Here is a 21,979-nt window from a genome sequence, read left to right on the forward strand (position 1 = left end):
GAAGCATGCATGAAACATATCATGTTGGTTGAAGATGAAGTGGAACTTGCACAGCTAGTGCGTGATTATCTAGAGGCTGCAGGCTTTGAAGTCAGCATGTTTCATGATGGTCAAGAAGCCTATGAGAGCTTCACGCAGCGTAAGCCGAGTCTAATGATTTTGGACCTAATGGTGCCACGTATGGATGGCTTAACCATTTGTCGTAAAGTCCGTGAGCAGTCTGATCTGCCAATTATTATGGTGACTGCACGAACTGAAGAAATCGACCGTGTATTGGGGCTCAATATGGGTGCTGACGATTATGTCTGCAAACCGTTTAGTCCGAAAGAATTGGTGGCACGTGTGCAAGCGGTATTACGTCGTTTAGAACGTAAAGCAGAGCCAGAGGTGAATGATTTATTCCGTATGGACAAAGCACAGCAACGCATTTGGTATCAACAAAAAGCGTTGAGCTTAACGCCAACAGAGTTTCGTTTACTAGAGTTGTTTTTAGAGCATGTAGGGCAGGTGTATTCACGTGCGCAATTGCTTGATCATATTAACCCAGACAGTTTTGAAGTGGCTGACCGTGTGATTGATAGTCATATTAAAAATTTACGTCGTAAGATTTCAGATGCAGCGGAAACTGGCAACCGTCATGAGTGGATTCAAGCCGTGTATGGCGTTGGTTATCGTTTTGAATATCCAGAAGATTAAAATAGATTGTGAATACTAAAAGGACAGGCTTCGGCCTGTTTTTTTTTGCTACGTGTATAGCTAGTTGCATTAATTTTAAATACAAGAAGAACCGAAAGCCATAAAGATATAAAATGCGAAACTTGCGCATTTTATGAAAATTGGTTATTATTTTGCTGGAATATTAACCAGTATGTTTGAGCTGGCAAAGTTCAATGTAGACATAACAATTTTTAAAAATGGAACAGCCAGAGGGCAGAACAGATGAAAAATAGCGCTTTTGTAAAAATAATAATGGTCACGGGTGTCTTGGGTTTAACGGCATGTGGCGGTAGTGATCGTGACGAGACAGGGAGTGTACCGCCAGAGGCAGTTGCCGATGCTATGGTACAAAAAAGTGTAGAAGAGCTGACTTTATTAGATGTGAATAATCTTGCTTTAAATGCTGCGTCGATTCAGATTTTAAGTGATGAAGAATGGCAAAAAGTACAAGCAGGCAGTCTGAAAATAGCAACGAATACAATTACAGCGGATGATTCTGAGCAGTTCTTTCCACCGATCAATAGTTTACCGACAGCAACTCATTTTAAAGATCAAAGTTATCTTGCCAATGCTCAAGGCATCGTTAAACTGCCTAAATTGGCTGCAGGCACATATTATGTTTTGGTCACTAAAAATGGGCAGTCTGCAGTTTCGGCATTCTTGATCCATCCTAAAAATACCAATAAGAGCATTGTGTTGAATGTGGTTCTCAACTGCTTAGACCAAGACTGTCAGACACTAAGTGATGCACCAGTCAATGATGCAGTGGTCGGAACATTGTCTGGTCAAGTGATTTTTAAAGGGAAACCTTTGGCGAATGCGCAAGTGTCATTGTCTGGCGGTACAGCGACCAATGGCGCATTTGTTAGTGCTTTGACTGATGCCAATGGATATTTCACGCTTTCATTTAATGTATCCAGTGCGCTGCTTGAAGCATTGAAAAATGCCACGCTCACCATTAACGGTGCAGGAATTAACACTATTACGAAAAAAGTTACGGTCATTGCTTCTTCTGCATCGGGCTATCAATTTGAAGTGCTGCCCGAAACAGCATCTGTAGATGCGGTATGGCGTGAAACTTTTGAAGCGGATTCTGCTACTCGCAATGCATGGACAAGGTCGCAGCCAAGTGTGGCCAATGTTGATTGGCAGTTGCTAAACAAAGGTCACAACATCCGTAATAATCAAGTGAATCAGCGTGTACGCTTAGCGCCGAATGACCAAAGTCAAGGCAAGGTGCCTGAGCCACTGCAAGGTAATACGGCATATTGGTATGGCGACAAAGTAAATGGCAACTTTATTGGCGCTTTAAGTGATTCATCTTTGGCTCCAGAGTTTGATGGCGGAACATCTAATACCCATAATATGGGTGAGTTAATCTCACCTGCCATTAATCTAAGCCAGTATCAAGCACCTTTGAGTTTAAGCTTTAAAACATGGTGGGAAATTGAGTCGGTCAATCCAAATAATCAAGGGTTCGATTTGATGAATATTTTAGTTTCTACCGACGGTGGCAACAGCTTTAAGACCTTGGCTCGATTAAACCCGCTGGCAGATCCGTCCTCTGCATATGAGCGCGCGCCGATTCCATACAGTAATTTAGGCTTTAACCTCGCGCCGGCTGCTGTTCAGCAAGAAGCAATTTCATTGGATGAATATGCAGGCAAGGCCAATGTTCAACTGAAATTCCAATTCAAAACGGTCGATCAACTTTATAACGGTTTCCGCGGATGGATGATTGATGATGTGGTGATTCAGAAAAAAGCCGGAACTTTCCCATTATTTGATGGAGCGAGTTTTGATGAAAATTCAGATAGTTTCTCTCAGGACTATACTGGCGTCGCTGCAAAACAAGCGGGCACTGTGCTGAAAAGCACGAAGAGTTATGCACGGTGGGCTGAAGTGCCACAGCGTAAATAACGATTTACATGGTGGCGCAGTATGAATGGTTAGAATAGGATTAGGCGTACTGCATTCGCGATCAATCAACCATCAAGCGTGGTGAATGCTAAAAACAGCTCTCAATTGAGAGCTGTCTATATTTAAAGGGACAATATATTCAGCCACTTAAGTATGCTGGCAGCTAAATTTTCTGGCTGTTCTAATAGAACCATATGGCCTATATTGTCCATCCTATCAAGTTGACCAAGTGCTATGCAGTAATGCAGCTCACGCACTGTATTCCATAATGATTCGTACAGAAATAATCTGCGAATATTTGGCTGCAAAGAGCTGCACAGGCTACAATCCACTTTTTTATAAGATGAGAACGTGTTGTGAGCAGCGAAATGCCTCAACTGCAGCGCCGATTAAAGAACCGTCATATTCAGCTGATTGCAATGGGTGGCGCAATCGGGACAGGGCTATTTTTAGGCTCTGCGCATATTATTGAGTCGGCTGGACCATCGATAATTCTGGGCTATTTGATTGGTGGCTTGATTGCTTTTCTGATTATGCGCCAGTTGGGCGAGATGGTTGTACAAGAGCCAGTCACAGGTTCATTCAGTCATTTTGCTTTTAAATATTGGGGCAAGTTTGCTGGCTTTTTAACGGGCTGGAACTACTGGATTCTCTACATTTTAGTGGTGATGACCGAGCTGACTGCGATAGGCAAATATATCAATTACTGGTGGCCGCATGTGCCTGCTTGGGTTTCAGTTCTGGTGTTTTTTGCTGTGATTACGCTAGCCAATTTAGCCAATGTCAAACTGTATGCAGAATCTGAATTTTGGCTGTCGATGATTAAAGTTGTGGCGATTGTTGCCATGATTATTTTTGGTATATACCTGCTACTTACAGCAGGCGCAGACTCTACCGCTTCGATTAGTAATTTATGGGTACATGGCGGCTTCTTCCCGCACGGTTTTGAAGGCTTATTCTACATGCTAGCCTTTATGATGTTTGCTTTTGGCGGCATTGAATTGATCAGCATGGCGGCGGCTGAAACTGAAAATCCTGATCAAAATATTCCCAAAGCGGTGAATCAGACCGTGATCCGCGTGTTCTTATTTTATATCTGTTCCTTGGCGGTACTGCTGTCGCTGGTGCCGTGGAATCAGTTGAAACTTGGCGGTTTGGATCATAGTCCTTTTGTGATGATTTTTAATCAGATGGGGATTGATTGGGCGGCACATTTGCTGAACTTTATTATTTTGACTGCATCCGTTTCGGTCTGTAATAGCGGCATGTATGCCAATAGCCGCATGCTGCTGGGTTTGGCAGAACAGGGCAATGCGCCAAAAGCATTTAAACATGTGAATAAATACGGTACGCCGATTGCCGCAGTTTTATTTTCTGCTTTGCTGATTTTTGGCTGTGTGCTGCTGAATTATTTCTTACCTGAAAAAGCATTGAGTTATTTGATTTATATCGTGGTGAGCGCTGCGGTGCTGAATTGGATGCTGATCAGCTTGATTCACCTGAAGTTTAGAAAAGCGATGCATCAGCAGGGCATACTGACCAAGTTTCCTGCATTATTTGCACCGTTCACCAACTATTTTGTTTTGGTGTTCATGCTGATTATTTTATACATCATGTGGAATCAGGGCTTTATGCTGTCGGTGCTGATGCAGCCCGTATGGATTTTACTGCTGTATGTGCTGTTTAAAGTGATGCAATTGAAGAAGGTTTAATACCATGAAGGCTTAGGGATGAGCCTTTGTTCACTGTCACTAAAAAATGATTTTGAAAAATTCTGACAAAATACGCAAATTGAGTGAATATTCATATAAAAACTGCTCTAGTGCACTCAATTCTAGGGCGAATTTATATAAGATTATGATTTATATTGGATAAAACAAATTATTTCGTATAACGTGTATTATGCTGATTTTAGAAAACTTAATCTATGTTATATGACAGAAGCTTGGAATATTAATTCAATAAAAAATTATTTAATTTTTCAAAAGTCTTCGATGATTTTTTACTTCAATAAACCTAGGTTTGTATAAATTTTCTCACGCTGAGTAGCATTTGTTTGATTACGACCATTGTTATGATAATTTTGTTCTATAAATATGGCCGCTTCTTTCTCTGACATAGGTTTTTTCATGCTAGAAGCAGCTAATAATATGCTATATAGATTAAAGCGATCTTCAGGATATATACAAGCATTATTAACGGTATCCATTGTCATTGCTTGATCTGCATCAGGATACATAAGCTTAAGTTTGCTTACAGTATCTTGGATGCAATATTGATATAGACCTTGGGTTTGTGCAGCACCTTCCATAATTTCAGATTCAGTTAATATTTTATCGCTGAGTTGGTTTTTGAGAATTGAAGAAATTTGATTATTTTCAGGTAATGCAGACCATGCTAATGAATTGAAGCTTAAAGTAATGCCAATGATTATTAGTAGTTTCATTTTGATTATTGGTTTAACTAAAGTAAGAGATTAAGAATTATATAGAAAAATAATATTCCAGTCTGTTAATAATACACCGATTAAACATAATTGCGATTATACTAAATTTGCAAAATCAACCAGATCGAAAGGGAAGTGTTATCTAAACACTCCTCAGCAACTCAATCCTTTGCCGCTGTCCTTTATTTAACTTCGATACAACCAATTCATAAGAATTTAGCACCAAATCCTGCAGCAGTTCTTCTTCCAATTCTTCATCTGTAAAAACAGAAATCCAATGCTGCTTATTCATATGCCAGCCTGCACGAATAAAGGGATAAATATCTTTAAGCATTGCGCCATTGTCTGGCAGTACTTTTAAATTAACGGCTGCTTTGCCTTCTAAATGAAAACTCAGCATAAAAACCTTATCCATCACTTTAAACACATCACAGCCTTCACCAAAAGGCTGGCTGCACGTGGTTTCTGGCAGGGCGAAGGCCGTCTTAGCAGCTACAGCGTGTAATGCAATCATAAGAGATAACCAAAAATAAGCCTGTGCGTTCAAGCCTAAGGATGAATATAAATAACGGTATCATTATTCACCAATTGCCAAATTTCATCCATATCAATATTACGCACTGCAATACAGCCCCAAGTCCAATCTTTTTGTGGAAAATACGTCATCAGTTGTGGTGCAGCTTTCATCTGCAAACTGGTCGCTGAACCATGAATCATAATGTCACCACCTGCAGAAACACCTAATTGCTTAGCCTTCTGTTTATCGGTCGCATTGGGGTAAGAGATATGCAAGGACTTATAAAATGAACTTTGCGGATTGCGCCAATCAATCATATAGCTGCCTTCAGGCGTTTTGCCATCACCTTCTTGAACTTTATGTCCAAGCGGAGTAAAACCCAAACGGATTGGGTAACGCCGAATGACTTGATCCTGATGTTTTAATTCCAAATAACGCTGAGCTTTATATACATGAATATTGTCGATCGGCGTTTGTATGCGAATTTTTTGAATTTGCAAGTCGCTTAATTCAGGTGGAAAGACCAGTGCATTGGCAGGTGTAGGTAGATATTTTTCAAATTTTTGATAGGCAAAGCAGGCAGCGACAATACAGACGAGGATAGCGAAACTAAAAATAGCGATACGTTTTCTTGTCATTATTTTTTAGAGGATGGACGGCATTACAGTCCATCCATTTCGGTATTGTGGATAATGTCTAAATTATCCACAATTTTGCTTCGATTGATGCATAAATTTGTGGATAAATGTTTAAGACGAGCAGCTCACCATCACTTCAGGCACATCACTTGGCAAGGGGCCTAAATCTTCTGTTGTTTCCAGTTCAGGCTGTTTCAGATAAGGCTGGCTTAGTAATATAAATAAGCGTTCAACTTCAGAAAAATCATTACGCTCTGCCAGTTCAATGGCTTTTTGCGCCATGTGATTTCGCAAAATATAATGCGGATTGGCCTTTGCCATTTCAGCATCTAAAGCATCGGTGTCCTGATGCTCACGGATACTTTCATATTGTGCCAAGAAACCTTCAAAGGCGCGGCGGTCTAAGCAGTCGTCTTTAATGGCTTCATATTCATGATTTTGCAGACGAATAAAGCTTTGCGTGTAATCCAGTTGCTCACTTTGCAGAATACGCAAAAAGGCCATGGCGCAGTCAAAGCTGTCTTTATGAAAACTTGGCAAACCCATTTTCTGAGCTAAGCCCAATTTATAATGTTCCAAGAAGGTCAGTTCAAAATGCTCTAAGCACTTAGCTAAATCTTCTTTCCACTGTTCTTTGTCATAGTCCGTAGGGCAGAGCGGAATGAGATTATTCAGCCATTGCCATAAATTCCAATGCCCAATGCTCGGCTGCTGCTGATAGGTATAGCGGCCTTGGTAATCCGAATGGTTGTTGATCCAGTTTGGGCGGAAGCGCTCCATAAATCCATAAGGTCCAAAATCGAGCGTTGAACCAGTAATATTCAGATTGTCAGTATTCATCACGCCATGTGCGAAACCAATGAGCTGCCATTTGGCAATCATCACTGCGGTACGCTGAATAACTTGAGTGGCAAAAGCTAAAATAGGTTGTTCGGCATCCAAGCATTCAGGGTAGTGCCACTCAATACATTTCTGCGTGAATTCAGGCAGTAAATCACCCTGATACTGATTGATCCATTCAAAGTGCCCCAAACGGATATGACAGTCAGATGTACGCAGCATCATCGCGCCGAGCTCGAGCTTCTCACGCTGCACGCCTTGCTCGGAACTGGTAAAACCCACTGCATTACTCGATGCAACACCTAAGCTGTTCAGCGCATGTCCTGCCAAATATTCACGAATAGTCGAGCGCAATACTGCACGACCATCGCCCATGCGTGAGTAAGGGGTCGAGCCGGCGCCTTTAAGGTGCAGGTCAATGGTTTGCCCATGTTTATCGATGATTTGCCCAATCAATAAGCCGCGTCCATCGCCCAATTGGCCTGCCCATTGTCCAAACTGGTGACCTGCATAGACCATGGCCAAAGGTTCAAATTCAGCAAAGGTTTTTTGACCACTGCAGATTTCAACCCACGCAGCTTGATCTTCTGCCGACCATTGCAGCTCATCTGCAAGAGCCGCATTAAAATGTCCAGCTTTTGCGCCTTTTAAGGGTACAGGCTGCTGATGATGGTACAAGCGAGGTGGCAGGGTGTTATATCGGGCATTGAACAGCATAATGATCTTTAAAAATTCAAATTATGTTGAAACTATAGCAAAGACCAGATAGAAAAACTGTAGCTTAAAATGATAAAGCCTCCACAAGGGAGGCTATATCATTTGAGAAGCTTAAAACAATTAAGCGGTTCTCTTTTTCAAATTACGCATTAATTGATTCAGTGTTTCACGGTGCTGAGATAGGCGTTGTTCAACTTGCTGGAATTCAAGTTTGAGTTTGTCATCCATTTGATGAATTTTTTCAGCAACTGCTGTTTTCTTCGCTTGAATTTCCTGTTCTTTTAATTTTGCCCAGTCATTCAAGGTTTGCGAAAACGCATCATATTCTTGAGAAATACGTTGTTTTGCTGTGGCGATGTCATCGGTCATATTCAGACCATAAATCGCAAGGTCTTGTTCAGCATATTTAAACTTCATTGCCAACTCAGCTTTTTTAATATTGAAGCTTGGAATACGGCGTAAGTTCTTTGCCAAACCTAATTTAGAACATGACCAAATTAGCCATTTAGTTGGGTCATATTGCCACCATTTCACACCATTACGGTAGTCGTATTGAAAAATGTGGTGGTAGTTATGATAACCCTCACCCCAAGTAGCAATAGCTAGAACAAAGTTGTCGCGTGCCGTATTTTCATCAGTATACGGACGTGCCCCACATATGGCAAAGTGAGTTAATAAAGAAAGTTACGTGATGGCTTAAGATTAAACGCATTAAACCGCCCAATAATAGAACGCCCCACATGTCGCCAACAGCCCAACCAATTGGTAACAAAATAGCTGCGTGAACGGCAATCACTAAAGGGATGTAATATTTGTCTTGGAACATCACGACTTTATCTTTTAATAAGTCAGGTGCATTTTTATAGTTTGGTGCTGCTGCTGGATAATCACGAAGCATCCAACCAATGTGTGCATACCAAAAACCACGGTTGATTGAGTATGGATCTTGATCCACATCATCAACATGACGGTGATGTGTACGGTGGCCTGAAGCCCAAAATAAAATACTATTTTGAACTGCAAAAGTACCCATGAGCATTAAAATGATTTTTAAAGGCAAGGTTGCTTCATAAGCACGGTGTGCCCATAAGCGGTGATAACCTGCGGTAATACCTAAACTACTAACACCCAGTAAAACAAACATACTGATCCAAGCAGCGGCACTAAAATCATGATTAATGGCATATAACGGAATTGCAATAACTGCGACAATAGGTAAAAACACCAATGCAAAAATGGCAATCCAGTTCATTGGGGCTTTGGGTAGGGGAGCATTCATCTCCAACAGCACTCCTGAAACCTTGGGAGGTATAGATAGGACGAATCCCATTAAATTTTTAAGGGATTTTAAACGTACAGAATAGTAGCACGGGAAAACCCGTTTTCACCACTGTTATTGTACAGTTGTATTGTTCTAAACAGTAACATAATACGACTGAAGTTATTTGACTTTTTGTGGAGTAAAAAGATGCCAAAAAATCAGCAAATTTGTCAAAATAATCTGAAATTACTTATCAAATACTGCATCTGGGGCAGCTTTCTGATCAGTTGTCTTGGACTGATGGCTTGTCAAAATTCTCCTACACGGACAGTGACTACAAAGTTACACGGAAAATCACTGGGCAACAGTATTGAGCAGCCATTAAAACTTATTCGCGTGAACGATGGGATACAAGATATTCCATGGACGATTGTTAAAATCGCTGGACAAAAAGCAAAGTTCTTTCATCATCAACCTTATCTTCAGTTCAATTCGCAGTTTCGACAAATTCAGGGAAATACGGGATGTAACAATATCAGTGGCACTTATGTGATCGATACCTTAAAACACAGCATTGATCTGAATGCCCGAGCAGGTTATTTCAGCTGTGATTCGGCTTTGGCTCAAGAGGCTGAACTTTCAGATGCCTTGCAAGCCGCAACACAATTCCAAATAAAAGGGAAACACATGACGATGCAAAACAGTCGGGGACAAAATGTATTGGTTTTAGAAAGAAAATAGACCGATTGAAATATCGACGTGTTGATCGAGAAGTGAATTACACAAATCTAGGTGAATAAAGCAGCATTAAAAATGCTGCATCATTAATTTAGGATAGTCGGTAATTAAACCGTTGATGCCCCAATCTTTAAGCTGTTTAGCACGATCAACGTCGTTGACGGTCCATACGCTCACATTTAATTTTGCCTGCTGTGTGGCCTGAATAATATCTGAATTGGCAAGTTGGTTCATCCAACCGATTTGGATACAACCCAATTCAAGTGCTTGTTCAATCGCTTTAAACTTTACGTCCGTTTCAACCAAAAGCCCGCGTTTGAAGCCGGATTTTTTTTGTTGCAAAGCAAGATGAATTTTAGAGTCAAAACTGGTGATCACCGCGGAATGTTCGAAACCTTGGAGCTGTTGTTCCAAGGTTTCAGTCAGCGCTTCAGCTTCAGTCTGTGTCTTAACTGCTTTCACTTCGACTTCAATATGATCGAAGTTATGAATAATTTTGAGCGTTTGTTCGAGCAGTGGCGTCGGCTCAACTTTATTCCATTCTGACCAAGTCACAGCATGGTTATAGGGTTCTAACTCTTGTGAACTACATTCATATAGATGTTTATTTTGACCTGCCGTTCGCATAAATTGGTCATCATGCATGATCACTAGGGCACGATCTTTCAGTTGCCGAACGTCAAATTCGACAGCACGAATTCCTAAGTCTTGAATATATTGAAAACCGCCAAGGGTGTTTTCAGGTGCTTCGCCACGAGCGCCACGATGTCCGATTATGCGCATAAAGGGCCTGCAAAATTGAAAGATAAAAACATAGTGTCCTGTAAGCATGACAGGGAGATGACACTATTATTTTGAGCCGATCATCCTGAAATACAAGAATGATCGGACGAAATGTTTCGATTTATTTCAATGTAAAATAGACTTTTAATTGGTCAAAGGATTTGAGCAATGTTTTGATCCAATACTTATTGATCAATCGTGTCGTTAATATTTTTCTGCCACAGCACCTCAGAACCACCTTCAGCGCGTTGTAATGTACGCGATGCGACAAATAACCAGTCAGAGAGTCGGTTAAGTAGCTGCAATGACGGTGCTTGAATGTTCTGGTCACGGTTATGTACAGCCATTAAACGACGTTCTGCACGGCGGCAAACTGCACGCGCTTGATGGGCAAAGCTGCACACCAATGTTCCTGATGGCAGGATAAAGTCTTTGAGCATTGGCAGCGCTTCATTCATACGGTCAATGTCATTTTCCAAAAACTCAATTGACACAGGTTGTACCAAGTTGAAGTTTGGAATGCAGACTTCACCGCCAAGGTCGAATAACCAATGCTGAATCAGGCTGAGCGATTTATCCCAAGCCGCTTTGTCTTCAATACTGCTAAGTGCGATGTGCGAACGCAGAATACCAATGCTTGAATTGAGTTCATCGACATCTCCTAAGGCTTCAATACGTAAATCATCTTTGGCTACGCGTGATCCGTCGCCAAGACCTGTCGTACCTGAATCGCCTGTGCGGGTATAAATTTTACTTAAACGGTGGCCCATGTCTTGTCCTTAAAATGATGAAAATTTCGGGTCTGTCATAAAAAAGGATAATGCCATAGTTATGACATTATCCTTGAGTTTTTTAACGGCTTAATGCTGTTTAAATTAGTATTTAAACGTTACGCCAGCAGAGGCTAAACGGCCGCCATTGATGTAGTAGCTGCCGCTGCCGTAAGCTGTTTTATAACCTGTATCGCCAATGTTCTGAATGTTTGCAAATACTTTCATATTTGGATTGATGTTATAGAAACCGTGCATGTCAATTCTGAGATGCCCTGGAATCGTAATATCATCATAGGCGCTGTTGTCGTATGAGCTATTTGCCGTCAATGTGGTAGAGAAACCAATTTTGTCATCAGCCCAGCCTGTAGTTAAAGCTGCGCTTTGACGTGGGCGGCGGCTTAAACCAGTATTCGTTTTTTCGTCTTTTGCATCAACATAGTTATAGCCAAGATTGATATACAGGTTGTCATCTTGCCACTTGATGTAGGCTTCGCCACCTTCCATTTTGGCTTTATCAATGTTTTCCATTAATTTTTTGGCATTGTCATAATTGATTAAATTATCAACTTTTGTTGAATACAACGAAAATCCAGTAGAAATGTTGTAAGCCAATTTTTGATCTAAACCAATTTCATAAGAAATACTTTCTTCTGGGTTTAAATCTGGGTTACCACCGTAGGCGTACATATCATTCAACGTTGGCGCTTTAAATGCAGAACCAATATTGGCGTAAATACTGGTTAATGGCAGCAGCTGATAACGTACAGCGCCTTGGGCAACAGTATGTGTGCCAAACTTTTCATTATCTTCAACACGTAGACCAAGCTGAGTATTTAACCCATTGTTTTGATATTGATGTTGTATGTAATAACCAGCAGAATCTATATCACCTTCATAAGGAGAGCCATAAGAAATCGCATTACCTTGAATTTCTCTGTAAGTGCTACCTAATAAAATATTTTGGTGAGGCGTAAATTGCCATTTTCCGTACAATTCAGCTTCTTGAGTTTTACTATGAATGAAATCAGTTGAACTGTTTTGATCAATATCATCTTTAAATTGTGATAAGCGGGCATTTAAAGAGAGATTAGAATTGAGGTTCACACGGCCTTTTAAATTGATAATCTGATTTTTAAAATCTTGGCTGATGTTGTTGCCGTAATTATCGTACTGACTTGTTCCTTGGTTTTCACTGAAATCGATAGATGCTGCATAGTCATCCTGTTCAATTCCCAGTTTTGCGCTATAGCCTTTTTGATCAAAGGATGCATTAGGCGCATCTTTTGAGTCTTTTACTGGTGTGCCATCAGTCTCTAAGCGCTGACCGCGAACCTGAGCATAGTAACCGTCTTGGGCTAAGTCTGCACCGATGATGCTTTTATAGGTATTGTTTTCACCCATTTCACCAGTGATAAAAGCACTGTTTTTAGTTGGTGTTTTTGTGATGAGTTGTACAACACCACCAATTGCATCTGTACCGTATAGAACTGATGCCGGCCCTTTAAGAACTTCAATTTGTTTGATATCAGTTGTATCAATAAATGGAAGCGAAGCTGCGCCAGATGTTGCAGAATTTAGTCGCACGCCGTCACGTAAGACTAGTGCCTGATCAGATTCGGCGCCACGTAAGAAAATAGAAGATGCTTGACCATAACCGCCGCTTTGAACAACGGTAATCGCTGGGTCAGTCATTAATAAGTCAGGTAGTGATGCAATTGGCGACTGTTGAACAATCTTGGGTTCAATGACATTAATTCGTGCAGGCACGTTTTCAATATTTTCTTCAGAACGTGAAGCGGTAACTACGATGGTATCTAAAGTTGTGCTGTTTGCTTTTTCAATTGCATCGGCAGCCAAAACATTTGCTGAAAAACCCATCGCAATAGCGATTGCGCCCACTAATGCTGTAGGCTGAAAAAAAGTAGACATACTTGGCTCCATACATTCACCCCACGTGAATGATTGAGTTAAAGAACGCAGCAAGCAGGTATCCGGACTTAAATATAAATATTGCTTAAAACAATATTGGCATATCCACCTTCCCGCACAAATGCAGTGGTGTAAATCCCTTCATGAATTGAAGACATTTATAAAGATATGCGGTTCATTTTACCGTTGCGGGGGCAGTGCTGGATTCTCACCAGCTTCCCTAAGCCTAAGCTCAACTTGCAGCAAGTTGGGCGCAGTATAAAGTTTGTATGAGACTTAAACAACGGATGTAAATAAATATTCAGGATGAACTTTACGCAAGGTCTAAAAATTGCATTACAATGATTCGCCTTCATATTCATAGATAGGCTATGAATAGGGCGGAGTCAGAGCCAAAACAACATGCGAACCCGTGCCAAAATCTGCGGAATTACACGTATTCAAGATATTCAATCTGTCGTCCAAGCTGGCGCAGATGCGATAGGATTCGTATTCTTTGCGCCAAGCCCGCGCAGTGTAACGGCAGCGCAAGCTGCTGAGCTGATTCAGCATGTGCCACCGTATGTGCAGACCGTTGGTTTATTCGTGAATGCATCGGCTGCAGACATACAGGATATTTTAAAAATTTCACCTGTAGATATCCTGCAGTTTCATGGTGATGAAAGCCCTGAACAGTGCAAAACGATTGCGCAGTCCGTTGGGCGCCGCTGGTATAAAGCCATTCAGGTCAAACCCGATTTGGACGTGATTAGAGAGATTCAAGCCTTTCAACAGGCTGGGGCAAGCGCCGTACTATTGGATGCATGGCATCCAGAATTAAAAGGCGGAACAGGGCATAGCTTTGACTGGGCACAGTTCCCAAAACTCGATATTCCTTTAATTTTGGCGGGCGGTTTAAAGCCTGACAATATTGAAGAAGCGATTCAAATCACTGGTGCTTACGCCGTAGATGTGAGTGGTGGTGTAGAATCGGCAAAAGGTATTAAAGACCAACAACTCATAGAACGCTTTATGCAAGGAGTCCATCGTGGATCAGCAAAATAAGATTGACTATACCCAATTCCCTGACGCACAAGGGCATTTCGGTATTCATGGCGGGCGTTTTGTGTCAGAAACTCTAATGGCAGCACTTGAGGACTTAGAAAAACTCTATTTCCGCATGAAAGATGATGCACAGTTTTTGGCAGAATTCGACCGTGACTTGGCGTATTACGTCGGTCGTCCTAGTCCTTTGTATTATGCTGAACGATGGTCGAAAGAGTTGGGTGGTGCGCAAATTTATTTAAAACGTGAAGACCTGAACCATACAGGTTCACATAAAGTGAATAACACGATTGGTCAGGCTTTGCTGGCTAAACTTTCAGGTAAAAAACGTATTATTGCGGAAACAGGCGCAGGTCAGCACGGCGTAGCAACGGCAACGATTGCAGCGCGTTTAGGCCTTGAGTGTGTGGTGTTTATGGGCGCAGAGGACGTTAAACGTCAAGCCATGAACGTGTACCGTATGCGTTTGCTTGGTGCAACGGTTGTACCTGTAGAAAGCGGTTCAAAAACATTGAAAGATGCGATGAACGAAGCGATGCGCGACTGGGTAACAAACGTAGATTCAACCTATTATGTTATTGGTACAGTGGCAGGCCCGCATCCATATCCGCAATTGGTACGTGATTTCCAATCGATCATTGGTCGTGAAGCGCGTAAACAAATTCAGGAACAAGCTGGCCGTCTGCCAGATGCGCTTGTTGCATGTGTAGGCGGCGGTTCAAATGCAATGGGCTTATTCTATCCATTCTTAAATGATGAAGATGTGAAAATGTACGGTGTTGAAGCGGCAGGCTACGGCATTGAAACGGGCAAGCATTCTGCACCATTAAACGCAGGTCATGTCGGTGTACTTCACGGTAACCGTACGTACTTGATGTCGGATGATCAAGGTCAAATCATTGAAACACATTCAATCTCTGCAGGCCTGGACTACCCAGGTGTAGGCCCTGAGCACAGTTTCCTCAAAGATATGCACCGTGTGAACTATGTGCCAATCAATGACACTGAAGCGCTACAAGGCTTCCGTGATTTAACCCAAATTGAAGGTATTATCCCTGCATTGGAAAGCTCACATGCGATGGCTTATGTGACGAAACTTGCGCCGACCATGGACAAAGACCAAATCATTATTGCGACTGTATCAGGCCGTGGTGATAAAGACTTAATGACCGTTGCCCGCATTGATGGCGTGGAAATGGTTGAGATGTAAACTCCTTTAAACCTCTCCCTTTGGGATGAGAATCTCGGAATATATTCTGAGTTCGCAAGTGGAGAGGGTGAATTAAAAATCGCGCAGAAGCAATTCCGCGCGATTTTTTTTTTGGCTGAAAATTTTATTAAGGCAAATCACTACAAAACTGATGCAGAATAAAAGTGTGAAATAAATCACAATACTGTGCGAATTTTATTGCTTTAGAAAGACTTTATAACAATGACGTTTACCCAATTGGTTCGTGCAGAATCCTTTCCAACCCATATTTATTGGCAATGGCGTGATACTTTTGCGCTGTGTATTCTTCCGCTGATCTTGTTCAACAGTTATGTCTTAGACCAATTTTTTGGTGTTTCAGCTCAGGTTGCTTTGGGTGATTCGATCTTTCGCGGCATTTTATTTATTGCCGTGTGCTGGCTCTATAAAACGATGCTGTATACGCACTGGCAAAAGTATAAACAGGCCTTTTGGCGCTCAAGCCTGTTGGTGGTTGTCGGTGCAGTCGTATTACAAGTGGTGATTTCTTTTACACGCAGTCTGTTGCCAGTGGGCGAGAGCATTGAAAAAGAATCGACCATTGATCCCAATATGATTGCCTTTTTTAGTTTGCTGATCATCAGTCTTGGGCCATTATTTACCGCTTTGCTCGAAGATATTATTTTCCGCTATACCTTGCTGCAAAAGCTGTTTGTACAGCCGTGTCTATGGCGAGTGATTTTGGTCTTACTGAACTCAATCTTATTCGGCTTGATTCATTATCATAATTTCGATGGCGATTTGATTGCGACCATCAGTTTTATGGCGGCAGGCCTATTTCTCAACCTCATCTATTTGTGGACGCGTAACATTTGGCATGTCTTACTCATTCATTTCGTTAACAACGCGGTACTATCGTTAGGCGGCGTGATTTTATTGAAATTGCTTCAGCCCTATGTGGGCAGTTGAAGTCAAAAATAGGGGGAGATTGTGTCCAGTTTATTTATGGTGATGCTCGGCGGACGCCATTCAAGAGCAAATATTGAAGTGCATGACGTCATTCTTGCAGTGGGTAACGCATTAGAAGAGGTTTATCCGCAACTGAGAACGGCATGGTTTGGTGAGCAAAAAGGCTTACATATTGATGCTTGGGCACAAGTACATACAGTCAGCACTGAAAATCGGCATTATCGCATCCAATTTTGTGATGCCGCGCCCCGAGCTGAAGATGAAAAATTATGGCTGATTAATCTCGGGGGATATGATGCCCGCGAATTTGGTGAATTACATCGTTATGTTTTGGTGACAGGACAAAATGCCGTTGTTGCAAAACAACGAGGCAAGGCTTTTTTTGAGTCACATTGGCAAAAACAGCATACCGACCGAACCCTAGATGTTGATGATTGTATTGCGATTGATCATGTGTATGGGCGCTATATCGAATTGGTTGAAACCCCGCATAGCCAGCAAAATTCATGGAAAAATGATTACATCTTAATAAATGAACATTTGTGATGATTAAGAGCTGAAATGTCAGCTTTTATATTTTTTTGTGATATTCGCCTGAAATCAGATGGATTGTCTTTTCAGGCGTTAAATAATGGGCATAATAACATTCAGGATTTAGACCTTAAACCTCAATGGAATGGCGTATATGGATTTAATACGGCCGAATGGACAGCCGCATTATGGGCGTTTTAGTGAACTTCCCAATCGAATCGATTTAAGTAAGTATGAATATAAGACACCGTATGGAAAACGACTTCAAGGTTGGCGTAAGCGTTTAAAATATAAAAAATTTAAATTTTGTTGTATTCAGCATGAACATTATACGATTGGTCTAGCGATCGCCGATATCGCGTGGGCGGGGCACGGTTTTGTCTATGTGTATGATCATATTTCGAATGAAGTATTGGAATGGAATTCGATTAATTTCCTGTCACGTAATACCGTTTTAGATGAACAACCTTTATTTAATCAAAGTCATTTTATTAAGTCAGGGATTCAACTGGACATTCAGCATGCCAATGGTGTGCGATACATTCAAATGTCGAAACATGGCGAACTCAAACTGAGCGCTCGAGTGTTTTGCGCAGGGACTGATCCGCTGAGTATGTGTAGCCCCACAGGGATTAATGGTTGGACCTATACTCAAAAATTGACGACGTTAGGCTGTGAAGGTTTCTTTATCAATAAGCAAGGCAAGACCATTCAATTCCATGACCGGACATTGGTGTCTTTAGATGATACCTGTGGTTTTCTTCGTCCTGAAACCGCATGGTTTTGGTTATCGTGTAACTTTTGGGACAGTCAAAATCGACGCGTTGGGATCAATCTTGCCTCTGGGGTAAATGAAAGCTTTGGCAATGAAAATTGCCTTTGGGTCAATGGACATCTATATGCCATGTCTGATGTGCTGTTCCAGCAACAAGGCGATAATCAATGGAATATTAGTTCTTTAGACAACAGCTTAAATTTGATCGTCACCACAGGTTGGCGGCGCTATGAAAACTTGAACTTAAGATTGGTTGGTAGTCAGTTCAGTCAATGGCAGGCAAAAATTAGCGGTACAATTCAACGTGATGGCGAAGAAATTGTATTCTTAAATGAATATGGTTTACTTGAGCAGCACTATGCCAAATGGTGAGTCTAAGCCTATAAAAAAGCCGCAATCGTTGCGGCTTTTTTTATTCAATTTTTATTTTGCAGCTTGCCAAAACACTTCTGCAGCTTGAATTGGATCATTGGTTTCTTCATAAGTTTTTAACCAAAGATCATAATTTTGCACAATGGGATGCTGACTCGGATGGAAGTCTTTTTTAAACCAATCTCGATATGGCTTGCTCATTCGGGTGAGGGTGCCATTTTTACCAAAGAACCACGGTAAGCCTTTCATATTTAATTTTAAACGTTCAGTGAAACTGAAGCCGTCATGTTTCAGCATCACATTGGCACGGTATAAGGTAAAGCCGAGCATCAATCCACTGGTCCAAACCAAAGTGAATTTCTTTAAATTTTCATCGACCTTAGCCACATCTTTCATCACATCAAAAGCCACATCGCGATGTTCCATTTCTTCTATCGCATGCCAAATAAATAATGCACGGACATAAGGATGCGCAGATTCTAGTACGGACTTTTGGCTACAGAACGTTTCAGCCATCAGCGCAGTCAAATGCTCGGCAGAAGCCGTCATGGCAATGTTGTATTCAGGTGAGCGTTTGCTCAGTTCAAATTTAAAAATTTTATTCAGACGTTTAATGAACGCATCGACAGGCATGCCTTGTTGTTTCATCAACATATTCATTTTGTCATGCGCCATACCGTGCTGCGCTTCTTGACGAATAAAGTCAGCGACACGTTGCTGTAAATCAGGGTCTTGAATTTGACTGCGGAACAGTCGTACAGATTCAATAAAATAGCGCTCGCCATCAGGAAAGGTCAGGCTCAAGGCATCAAACATACGAGTTAAAAAGGGGTCTCCGCCAAACCAATAGCGCGGGATTTCTTCCAACTTAAAATTTAGTTTTGTGCGAACAATGGGTTCGACTTGATATTTGACGATAGCATTCATGATATTTTTTCTGTGCGAGTCGTATTGATTGCAGTATGTCGGAGAAATTGCACTTTGTTTTGACAGATATTGCCAATTTTTATACATTTTACGCCATGAAGAAAATATAAAATGTCAGAATTGGCAGGTCAGAAAGAGGGGCGAGATGGCTGAAATTCAGATCCCAAATGGTTACTTCCAACTATGGAATATGGTCTTAATTGAGCGTGAATTAAACTATACACAGCTCGAATGGATTGCGCCGTATGCTGCGCAAATTCAGCATGTGCTGTCTTTGCCGATCGACTCTCAATCGCCGAATTCTTTTTTTAACAGCATCATGCAACTGACTCAGCAGCATCTGGATTGTCCGCAATTGGTTTTTGAAATGGCCAAGTATATTCGTGCGGAGCATTTTGGGGTGTTAGGCTATATGGCGACACTGAGTAATAGCGTTGCAGATGCTTTGCAATATGTGATGCGATTTAGTCGTTTGGTGATTGATGGGGCGCAAATTGTGCCAATGAATATGAGCCATCAAGATCATCAAATTATTCTGTCTTGGCCACAGCATGATGATGAATATGTTTTGGTGAATGAGTTGACCATGGCCTGTATGGCACATTTGGCCAAGCAAATTTTTCCAGATTCTTTAAAGTTACTCCGCATTCATTTTGCCCATGCGCCGCGGATGGCACGTTATCACTATGAAAAGTTTTATGGCTGCCAAATGGAATTTTCGACCCTTAAATATTCATTTGTGATTCATGCAGACAGTTTGGATTTAAAGTCAGAACTTGCTGATCCGTCACTGATGCAATTGTTATTACGTCAGGCCGAAGAGGCGATCGCCGCGCGTCCGCAACATGCAGATCCAATTCTACAGATGCAACAATGCATCGCTGATCATCTCAAACGAAAACAGCAAGCCCCTAAAATAGAGTGGTTAGCAGAGGAGTTACATCTGTCAGTCAGAACCTTGCAACGACAGTTAAAGGAGAAAGACACCTCCTTTAAACGGCTTTTGGAGCTTGAACGGATGAAACGCTGTGAATATCTACTTTCACAACAAACCCATTTGACGGATATCGCGTTGCAGTTAGGATATTCAGATCAGTCTGCTTTGGCACGTGCTTTTAAGGCATATAGCGGAGAGACATTATTAGCGCGAAAAAAAGCCTTGAGATTAGAATAAAACTTGCAGATTGCTCGTTAAGAAAAGCCTTTCAAACAACATTAAAAAAAGCGGTCAAACGACCGCTTTTCTTTAAAGCCAAACTTATGCCGCAGCTTTTAATTTTGGATACCGAAGTAAAATGGCAAGGATTGCAAAGATTGCCAAGACCCAACAGTAATACACACTACCAATCAGTTCCACAGGCGAAAGTTTTGCGATCGAACAAGCCAGTAACAGCTGTGCACCATAAGGAATGAGACCTTGGACTACGCAAGAGAAAATATCCAAGAGCGCTGCAGCACGTTTAGGGTCTACACCATATTCTTTGGCGACTTCACGTGCCATGTCACCAGATAAAATAATTGCGACAGTGTTGTTTGCTACAAATAGGTTAGAGAAAATCACCAAGAAACTGATACCAATTTCACCTGCGCGTTCAGCACCAACTTTAAAGCAGCGTGTCATGCTGTAAATACGTTGAATCAGCCATTCTAAACCGCCTTCTTTTTGCATAATGGCAGAAATACCACCCAAGAAAATAGAAAGCAGGGCAACTTCAAACATGCCGGTAAAGCCCTCATAAATAGAATTATTTAAGCTTAAAAAATTAAATTTAGGTTGAATCACCAAACCAATCAATCCAGACAGTAAGACACCAATAGTCAGCACAGCAAGCACGTGCAAACGTGAAAAGGCCAAAATAAATACGGCTAAATACGGCAGGATTAGCCACGCATTATAAGCTTTATGTTCAATCGCTTGTGAGCCTTGACTCATGAATAAATAAATACAAATACTGACAATCGATGCAGGAACAGCAATCCAGACATTGACCTTAAATTTATCGCGAAGCTGAACTTTTTGACTGTTCGTTGCAGCAATAGTGGTATCTGAAATCATCGACAGATTATCACCAAACATAGCACCACCGACCACAGCACCAATGGCATACACCGCTTCAATTTCGGTGACTTGAGCAAAACCAAAGGCAATTGGTGCACAGGCTGCAATAGTGCCCATGGAGGTTCCCATCGCTGTGGCAATAAAGGCCGCAATAATAAACAGCATAGGCAGCACGAACTCAGGTGCAATCACTGATAGTCCTAACTGCACTGTTGCATCAACACTACCGATGGCACTGCTGACACTGGCAAAAGCACCAGCGAGCATAAAGACCATGAACATTAAGATCAAATTCGGGTGGCTAGCACCTTTCATAAATGTATCAATCGCGTCATTTATCTTGCCGCGATAGAGCAAAATTGCCAATACAATTGCAGGAAGAGCAGCGACTGGGGCTTTCACTTGATAGAACGCAAACTCAGTTCCAATGATGGAATGGTAAATACCACTGCCCAAAAAAATGGTCAGAAAAACAATAAGCGGGAGCAGTGCAAATGCCCGAGCAGGCACTTTCACTTGTGAATCGGAGGACATAGGAGATAAAAAAATAAAAGTATGCGGCTAGTATAAAGCAGGTTTTGCAATTTAAGGAAAATTAAAATGTAAACGCTAAGCCTGTTATTTTTAACATTTTTTTGATGATAAAATTAAGTTAGTCTAAAACCTTATAATTTTGCCAGATCCTAAAATTAGGCATCTTTGATCATTGTGAAAAAAACTGAAATATCGGTAAATGATGCTTTCGGGTTGTTCTGGAAAATTATGTTTGCATGAGAAATGCCGACTGAGGATTGTATACCCTGTTCAATGGGTAAAAAATAGCGTTACAATGCG

The 21,979-nt window shown here is 41.4% G+C and carries 19 protein-coding genes, 1 pseudogene and 1 riboswitch; of the genes and pseudogenes, 10 read left to right on the top strand and 10 right to left on the bottom strand.

Going from position 1 to position 21,979, the window contains the following annotated elements:
* Positions 1–9: 9 nt before the first annotated feature.
* The 3 genes from AVJ20_RS11900 (at position 10) to AVJ20_RS11910 (ending at position 4,349) form a co-directional block, all read left to right on the top strand.
* The gene (locus AVJ20_RS11900; protein ID WP_111885370.1) at positions 10–696 is read left to right on the top strand and encodes a response regulator; all 687 of its coding nucleotides are present in this window, start codon (positions 10–12) and stop codon (positions 694–696) included.
* 243 nt (positions 697–939) lie between these two features.
* Positions 940–2,637, top strand: a complete 1,698-nt coding sequence (locus tag AVJ20_RS11905) for a carboxypeptidase regulatory-like domain-containing protein (RefSeq protein WP_111885371.1) — start codon at positions 940–942, stop codon at positions 2,635–2,637.
* A gap of 356 nt (positions 2,638–2,993) precedes the next feature.
* Positions 2,994–4,349, top strand: coding sequence for an amino acid permease (locus tag AVJ20_RS11910; protein ID WP_111885372.1), 1,356 nt, complete (start codon positions 2,994–2,996; stop codon positions 4,347–4,349).
* Positions 4,350–4,639: 290 nt separating this feature from the next.
* Here the strand turns inward: AVJ20_RS11910 and AVJ20_RS11915 are convergent, their stop codons facing one another.
* The 5 genes and pseudogenes from AVJ20_RS11915 to AVJ20_RS11935 all read right to left on the bottom strand — a co-directional run bounded on the left by AVJ20_RS11915 (position 4,640) and on the right by AVJ20_RS11935 (position 9,074).
* Positions 4,640–5,083 carry a hypothetical protein gene (locus tag AVJ20_RS11915; protein ID WP_228157206.1) on the bottom strand — a complete coding sequence of 148 codons (444 nt, stop codon included), beginning with the start codon at positions 5,081–5,083 and terminating at the stop codon, positions 4,640–4,642.
* A 142-nt stretch (positions 5,084–5,225) separates the two neighbouring features.
* Entirely contained in the window at positions 5,226–5,597 is a 372-nt protein-coding gene (locus AVJ20_RS11920; protein ID WP_111885374.1) for an MmcQ/YjbR family DNA-binding protein, read from the bottom strand.
* Between the two features lie 35 nt (positions 5,598–5,632).
* Positions 5,633–6,238, bottom strand: a complete 606-nt coding sequence (locus AVJ20_RS11925) for a L,D-transpeptidase family protein (RefSeq protein ID WP_111885375.1) — start codon at positions 6,236–6,238, stop codon at positions 5,633–5,635.
* Positions 6,239–6,349: 111 nt separating this feature from the next.
* Positions 6,350–7,795: a protein adenylyltransferase SelO gene (locus tag AVJ20_RS11930; protein WP_111885376.1), complete on the bottom strand. Its 1,446-nt coding sequence runs from the start codon at positions 7,793–7,795 to the stop codon at positions 6,350–6,352.
* A gap of 120 nt (positions 7,796–7,915) precedes the next feature.
* Positions 7,916–9,074, bottom strand: a pseudogene (locus AVJ20_RS11935) (fatty acid desaturase).
* Between the two features lie 189 nt (positions 9,075–9,263).
* Here AVJ20_RS11935 and AVJ20_RS11940 point away from each other — a divergent pair.
* Entirely contained in the window at positions 9,264–9,797 is a 534-nt protein-coding gene (locus AVJ20_RS11940) for an META domain-containing protein (protein WP_111885377.1), read from the top strand.
* A gap of 66 nt (positions 9,798–9,863) precedes the next feature.
* Here the strand turns inward: AVJ20_RS11940 and AVJ20_RS11945 are convergent, their stop codons facing one another.
* The 3 genes from AVJ20_RS11945 to AVJ20_RS11955 form a co-directional block, all read right to left on the bottom strand.
* On the bottom strand, positions 9,864–10,577 hold the full coding sequence (locus tag AVJ20_RS11945) for a glycerophosphodiester phosphodiesterase (RefSeq protein ID WP_111885378.1): 714 nt from the start codon (positions 10,575–10,577) through the stop codon (positions 9,864–9,866).
* A gap of 185 nt (positions 10,578–10,762) precedes the next feature.
* On the bottom strand, positions 10,763–11,347 hold the full coding sequence (locus tag AVJ20_RS11950; protein ID WP_111885379.1) for a cob(I)yrinic acid a,c-diamide adenosyltransferase: 585 nt from the start codon (positions 11,345–11,347) through the stop codon (positions 10,763–10,765).
* A gap of 105 nt (positions 11,348–11,452) precedes the next feature.
* On the bottom strand, positions 11,453–13,279 hold the full coding sequence (locus AVJ20_RS11955) for a TonB-dependent receptor plug domain-containing protein (protein WP_111885380.1): 1,827 nt from the start codon (positions 13,277–13,279) through the stop codon (positions 11,453–11,455).
* Positions 13,280–13,314: 35 nt separating this feature from the next.
* Positions 13,315–13,535, bottom strand: a riboswitch (cobalamin riboswitch).
* Between the two features lie 146 nt (positions 13,536–13,681).
* Between AVJ20_RS11955 and AVJ20_RS11960 the strand changes: the two genes are divergently transcribed.
* The 5 genes from AVJ20_RS11960 to AVJ20_RS11980 all read left to right on the top strand — a co-directional run bounded on the left by AVJ20_RS11960 (position 13,682) and on the right by AVJ20_RS11980 (position 18,159).
* Entirely contained in the window at positions 13,682–14,323 is a 642-nt protein-coding gene (locus AVJ20_RS11960; protein ID WP_111885381.1) for a phosphoribosylanthranilate isomerase, read from the top strand.
* Positions 14,307–15,533, top strand: coding sequence for a tryptophan synthase subunit beta (gene trpB, locus AVJ20_RS11965; protein WP_111885382.1), 1,227 nt, complete (start codon positions 14,307–14,309; stop codon positions 15,531–15,533). The genes AVJ20_RS11960 and trpB overlap by 17 nt, the downstream gene beginning before the upstream one ends.
* Before the next feature lie 222 nt (positions 15,534–15,755).
* Positions 15,756–16,481 (top strand): CPBP family intramembrane glutamic endopeptidase, encoded by a 726-nt coding sequence (locus AVJ20_RS11970; protein WP_111885383.1) that lies wholly within the window; start codon positions 15,756–15,758, stop codon positions 16,479–16,481.
* A gap of 21 nt (positions 16,482–16,502) precedes the next feature.
* Positions 16,503–17,027, top strand: coding sequence for a DUF1543 domain-containing protein (locus AVJ20_RS11975; protein ID WP_111885384.1), 525 nt, complete (start codon positions 16,503–16,505; stop codon positions 17,025–17,027).
* Between the two features lie 139 nt (positions 17,028–17,166).
* On the top strand, positions 17,167–18,159 hold the full coding sequence (locus tag AVJ20_RS11980; RefSeq protein ID WP_111885385.1) for a DUF2804 domain-containing protein: 993 nt from the start codon (positions 17,167–17,169) through the stop codon (positions 18,157–18,159).
* A 51-nt stretch (positions 18,160–18,210) separates the two neighbouring features.
* On the opposite strand, the gene AVJ20_RS11985 is transcribed toward AVJ20_RS11980, so the two are convergent.
* On the bottom strand, positions 18,211–19,086 hold the full coding sequence (locus AVJ20_RS11985; RefSeq protein ID WP_078191325.1) for a metal-dependent hydrolase: 876 nt from the start codon (positions 19,084–19,086) through the stop codon (positions 18,211–18,213).
* Between the two features lie 145 nt (positions 19,087–19,231).
* On the opposite strand from AVJ20_RS11985, the gene AVJ20_RS11990 reads away from it, so the two are divergent.
* On the top strand, positions 19,232–20,260 hold the full coding sequence (locus tag AVJ20_RS11990; RefSeq protein ID WP_111885386.1) for a helix-turn-helix transcriptional regulator: 1,029 nt from the start codon (positions 19,232–19,234) through the stop codon (positions 20,258–20,260).
* Positions 20,261–20,344: 84 nt separating this feature from the next.
* Here AVJ20_RS11990 and AVJ20_RS11995 read toward each other — a convergent pair whose 3' ends face one another.
* The gene (locus tag AVJ20_RS11995; RefSeq protein ID WP_111885387.1) at positions 20,345–21,679 is read right to left on the bottom strand and encodes a Na+/H+ antiporter NhaC family protein; all 1,335 of its coding nucleotides are present in this window, start codon (positions 21,677–21,679) and stop codon (positions 20,345–20,347) included.
* Positions 21,680–21,979: the final 300 nt, after the last annotated feature.

The sequence above is a fragment of the Acinetobacter sp. CFCC 11171 genome (genome assembly GCF_003268405.1).
GTDB lineage: Bacteria > Pseudomonadota > Gammaproteobacteria > Pseudomonadales > Moraxellaceae > Acinetobacter > Acinetobacter amyesii.

Coding starts and splice junctions, on each gene's coding strand:
- AVJ20_RS11930 (WP_111885376.1), bottom strand. CDS start 7,795: ATGCTGTTCAATGCCCGATATAACACCCTGCCACCTCGCTTGTACCAT.
- AVJ20_RS11990 (WP_111885386.1), top strand. CDS start 19,232: ATGGCTGAAATTCAGATCCCAAATGGTTACTTCCAACTATGGAATATG.
- AVJ20_RS11980 (WP_111885385.1), top strand. CDS start 17,167: ATGGATTTAATACGGCCGAATGGACAGCCGCATTATGGGCGTTTTAGT.
- AVJ20_RS11925 (WP_111885375.1), bottom strand. CDS start 6,238: ATGACAAGAAAACGTATCGCTATTTTTAGTTTCGCTATCCTCGTCTGT.
- AVJ20_RS11995 (WP_111885387.1), bottom strand. CDS start 21,679: ATGTCCTCCGATTCACAAGTGAAAGTGCCTGCTCGGGCATTTGCACTG.
- AVJ20_RS11950 (WP_111885379.1), bottom strand. CDS start 11,347: ATGGGCCACCGTTTAAGTAAAATTTATACCCGCACAGGCGATTCAGGT.
- AVJ20_RS11900 (WP_111885370.1), top strand. CDS start 10: ATGAAACATATCATGTTGGTTGAAGATGAAGTGGAACTTGCACAGCTA.
- AVJ20_RS11955 (WP_111885380.1), bottom strand. CDS start 13,279: ATGTCTACTTTTTTTCAGCCTACAGCATTAGTGGGCGCAATCGCTATT.
- AVJ20_RS11920 (WP_111885374.1), bottom strand. CDS start 5,597: ATGATTGCATTACACGCTGTAGCTGCTAAGACGGCCTTCGCCCTGCCA.
- AVJ20_RS11945 (WP_111885378.1), bottom strand. CDS start 10,577: ATGCGCATAATCGGACATCGTGGCGCTCGTGGCGAAGCACCTGAAAAC.
- AVJ20_RS11940 (WP_111885377.1), top strand. CDS start 9,264: ATGCCAAAAAATCAGCAAATTTGTCAAAATAATCTGAAATTACTTATC.
- AVJ20_RS11970 (WP_111885383.1), top strand. CDS start 15,756: ATGACGTTTACCCAATTGGTTCGTGCAGAATCCTTTCCAACCCATATT.
- AVJ20_RS11905 (WP_111885371.1), top strand. CDS start 940: ATGAAAAATAGCGCTTTTGTAAAAATAATAATGGTCACGGGTGTCTTG.
- AVJ20_RS11960 (WP_111885381.1), top strand. CDS start 13,682: ATGCGAACCCGTGCCAAAATCTGCGGAATTACACGTATTCAAGATATT.
- AVJ20_RS11915 (WP_228157206.1), bottom strand. CDS start 5,083: ATGAAACTACTAATAATCATTGGCATTACTTTAAGCTTCAATTCATTA.
- AVJ20_RS11985 (WP_078191325.1), bottom strand. CDS start 19,086: ATGAATGCTATCGTCAAATATCAAGTCGAACCCATTGTTCGCACAAAA.